Source organism: Promicromonospora kroppenstedtii DSM 19349 (assembly GCF_000515355.1).
GTDB classification, from domain to species: domain Bacteria; phylum Actinomycetota; class Actinomycetes; order Actinomycetales; family Cellulomonadaceae; genus Promicromonospora; species Promicromonospora kroppenstedtii.
In genome coordinates, this window is record NZ_KI911695.1 from 38199 (window position 1) to 42059 (window position 3861).

Sequence of the window (3861 nt, forward strand, 5' to 3'; positions counted from 1 at the left end):
CCGACGGCGCTTCCGCCGCACCTTCCGGCGCCGGCTCCAGCACCGCGTCGGCCGCGGAGTCCCAGGCACGCGCCTCCGGCAGCTCGGCGACGACCCGTGCGGTGGCGACCTCGGTGACGTCGAACCCGCCCGCGGCCCTGGGCCGCACCTCCAGGCCGTCGGACACCGTCACCGGGAAGACCAGGCCCTCGCGGGTCAGCGCGTCGAGCTCGGGCACCGCGGCGAGCGCTGCAGCGGACTCCGCGCGGATGACCTCGGAGAACGAGGTTCCGTCGACGTTCGGGGTGACGACGACGTCCACTCCGTCCGCAAGCGGGTAGACGACCTGTCCCGTCGCGACGTCCACGTCGGGGGCCGGCAGGTCGAACGGCACGTCGACCGTGACCGTGTGGCCCTCTGCCGTCGTCAGCGACGCCAGCGGGCCGCCCGAGCCCGGGCCGGCGACGTCTCCGGCGGAGAAGGTCAGGTCGGTCGCCGGCGCGACCATCACGATGCGGTCGTCAACCACCTCGTCGAGCAGAGTGGCGTCCACCGGCTGCCACGGGGTTCCGTCGGCGTCCGCGTCGTCGGGGTCAGGAGCGCGGACGGCATCGATGCTCGCCGAGAGCTTGGTGTACCCGTCGGCGAGGATCGTCGTGGTCGACCAGGGATCGGTCTGCGACTCCACAGCCACCTCGGTGCCACAGGCCAGTGCCGTCTCGCGAGCCTCGGCCTCGGTCGGGGCCGAGGTCACCGAACAGTCGGGCACGTCGTCGGCCACGGCCGTGGGCTCCACGGCCGACGCCGCTCCGGGCCCCGCCATGGACGCGGTCAGCGCGACCGCGAGCACGCCGCTCGCCAGCCGTCGCGACCGTACGGTCCTGCCAGTCACGAGCAATGCGGCGCCTACCGCTCCGACACGTACGTTCACCACTGAGCCTCCGTGAGCAACACAGCACCTGACGACCCTGCCTGGGCACGGACAACACCGTTGTTAGGCACCCAAAGGGGACTAGTACGGCGTGAGCCTGATCCAAGGCAATGTCCAGGTCAACGTGGACAAACGTCCAGGTTGGGGAGATCGAACCGATGCATTGACGCGTAGACGCCTAGGCAGTTCTAGGGGTGCGTTATCTTGTGCCGGATGAATTGCCGGCGAGGGCGACTTCCTTCACCCCGGCAAGTATCGACGGAACCAATGTGAGCCAGATCACATATTTGGTTCGTCGACAGCAGGCCACGAACCCCTGTGCCGGACCCGGAGAAGAAAGGTCGGGCACCACCCGGACCCTCCCCCGTAGGCTCCGCACCATGGTCAGTCCTCCACGCAACCCCACCCCGATCGACGCCGTCGCCGACGCCTACGTCACCCGCCTCACCGAGCTCTCCCCGCTGTCCGCGACGGCCTGGGGCCTGCCCGGTCACGACCACGAGACCGACGACCTCTCCCCGGCCGGCCACGACGCCGTCGCCCAGGCCGGGCGCGAGGTGCTGGCGAAGCTCGACGGCCTGGAGCCCGCCGACGACGTCGACCGCGTCACGCTGTCCGCGATGCGCGAGCGGGTCGGGCTCGACCTGGAGCTGCACGACGCCGGCGAGAACCTGCGTAACCTGAACAACATCGAGTCCCCGGTACAGGGCCTGCGCGACATCTTCGACATCATGGCGACCGACTCGGTGGAGGCCTGGGAGAACATCGCGTCCCGCCTCAACGGCCTGCCCGGCGCCGTCGACGGGTACATCGAGTCGTTGACGGCGGCGGCCGCCCAGGGGAACGTGGCGGCCATCCGCCAGGTGCGCGAGTGCGTGGACCAGGCCCGTGAGCTGGCCGGGGCGGACTCCTTCTTCACGTCGTTCACGCGCGGCGAGGCGGTCGACGCCGTGCTCGACGAGTCCGCGGCGTGCAGCCTGGTCCGCAAGGAGCTGGAGCACGGCGCCACGGCCGCCCGCGAGGCCTACGGGAAGCTCGCGGAGTTCCTGGAGCGCGACCTGGCGCCGCAGGCACCCGAGGCCGACGCCGTGGGCCGCGAGCGCTACACCCTGTTCTCCCGCTACTTCCTGGGCGCGAAGGTGGACCTCGACGAGACCTACGAGTGGGGCCTCGAGGAGCTCGCCTCGATCGTCGCCGAGCAGGAGCAGGTCGCCGCGCAGATCGCCGGCCCCGGCGCCACCGTGGAGCAGGCGGTGGCTGCGCTCGACGCCGACCCCGCGCGCAAGCTCGTCGGCACCGCCGCCCTCAAGTCGTGGATGCAGGAGACGTCGGACGCGGCGATCACCGCGCTGAACGGCACGCACTTCGACGTCCCCGAGCCCGTGCTCGACCTGGAGTGCATGATCGCGCCGACCCAGTCGGGCGGCATCTACTACACCCCGCCGAGCGACGACTGGTCGCGGCCCGGCCGCATGTGGTGGGCCGTGCCGGCCGGCGTCACGGAGTTCAACACCTGGCGTGAGAAGACGACCGTCTACCACGAGGGCGTCCCCGGCCACCACCTGCAGTGCGGCCAGGCGGTGTTCGCGCGCGACACGCTGAACAGCTGGCGCCGGCTGGCCTGCTGGGTCTCCGGCCACGGCGAGGGCTGGGCCCTCTACGCGGAGCGCCTCATGGCCGATCTCGGCTACATGGACGACCCGGGCGACCGCCTCGGGATGCTCGACGCGCAGCGCCTGCGCGCGGCCCGCGTGGTGTTCGACATCGGCGTGCACCTCGGCAAGCCCGCCCCCGAGCAGTGGGGCGGCGGCACCTGGACCGCCGAGAAGGGCTGGCCGTTCCTGCTGGCCAACGTGAACATGCCGGAGCAGTTCGTCCGCTTCGAGTTCAACCGGTACCTCGGCTGGCCGGGGCAGGCGCCGTCCTACAAGGTGGGGCAGCGGCTCTGGGAGCAGACGCGGGACGCCGCGAAGGCGGCCGTGCCGGCGGGCCAGGAGTTCGACGCCAAGGCCTTCCACGCCCGGGCGCTCAACCTAGGTTCGGTGGGCCTGGACACCCTGCGCGAGGCGCTGGCCTGAGCCTCGACACCGCCGACGTGTCGGACGTACCGGTCACTCGGGTGACCGGTACGTCTGACACGTGCGCCGCGCTCCGCGCGGAGTGACCGGGGTCACTCTCTGCAGATCGCAGAAATCCTGTTTGCTCCGGCCGCATTCTCGTTACTGTGTCGCGCGTGCCACGCCTGGTCCTCGCCTCCCAGTCTCCCGCCCGACTCGCGACGCTGAAGTCCGCCGGAGTCACCCCGGACGTCGTCGTCTCCGGGGTGGACGAGGACAAGGTCCTCGCCGACGCCGCCGACCGGTTCGGCGACCTCGATCCCGCCGACGCCGTGCTCGTCCTGGCCCAGGCCAAGGCCGAGGAGGTGGCGGCCCGCGTCGAGGCGTCCTGGGACGAGTCCGACGACGAGCCGCCGACCGACCTGATCGTCGTCGGCTGCGACTCCATGCTGGAGATCGACGGCACCGTCGTCGGCAAGCCGGCCGACGCCGCCACCGCCCGCGAACGCTGGCGCGCCATGCGCGGCGGCAAGGGCGTGCTGCACTCGGGCCACTGGGTGATCGACCTGCGCGACGACGCCGACGGCGGCACCGGCGGCACCCTCGGCTCGACCAGCTCCACCACGGTCTGGTTCGCGGACATCGACGACGACGAGATCGACGCCTACGTGGCGACCGACGAGCCGCTGCACGTGGCCGGCGCGTTCACGATCGACGGCCTCGGCGGCCCGTACGTCGAGCGTATCGAGGGCGACCACCACGGCGTGGTCGGCATCAGCCTGCCGTTGCTCCGCGAGCTCCTGGGCGAGCTGGACGTCCCGTGGCGGTCGCTGCGGGACGAGTAAGGCGCGGGGCAGGCGCGGGGCAGGCGGGCGGCCTGCGGGCGGGCGGCCG

General features: G+C 71.8%; 3 protein-coding genes. 2 read left to right on the top strand and 1 reads right to left on the bottom strand.

The window, feature by feature from the left end; all coding sequences use genetic code 11:
- Positions 1-871, bottom strand: an 871-nt coding sequence (locus PROKR_RS17885) for a hypothetical protein (protein ID WP_211240171.1), incomplete at its 3' end; no start/stop codon positions are given.
- 419 nt (positions 872-1290) lie between these two features.
- Here PROKR_RS17885 and PROKR_RS17890 point away from each other — a divergent pair.
- Both PROKR_RS17890 and PROKR_RS17895 read left to right on the top strand, forming a co-directional pair.
- Complete coding sequence (locus tag PROKR_RS17890) at positions 1291-2988, top strand: DUF885 domain-containing protein (RefSeq protein ID WP_036965296.1); 1698 nt, start codon at positions 1291-1293, stop codon at positions 2986-2988.
- Between the two features lie 155 nt (positions 2989-3143).
- Positions 3144-3812 (top strand): Maf family protein, encoded by a 669-nt coding sequence (locus PROKR_RS17895; RefSeq protein WP_036965330.1) that lies wholly within the window; start codon positions 3144-3146, stop codon positions 3810-3812.
- The last annotated feature ends 49 nt before the right edge of the window (positions 3813-3861 follow it).

Excerpts from the sequence above, each read along its gene's own strand:
- PROKR_RS17890 (WP_036965296.1), top strand. The coding sequence starts at position 1,291 with ATGGTCAGTCCTCCACGCAACCCCACCCCGATCGACGCCGTCGCCGAC.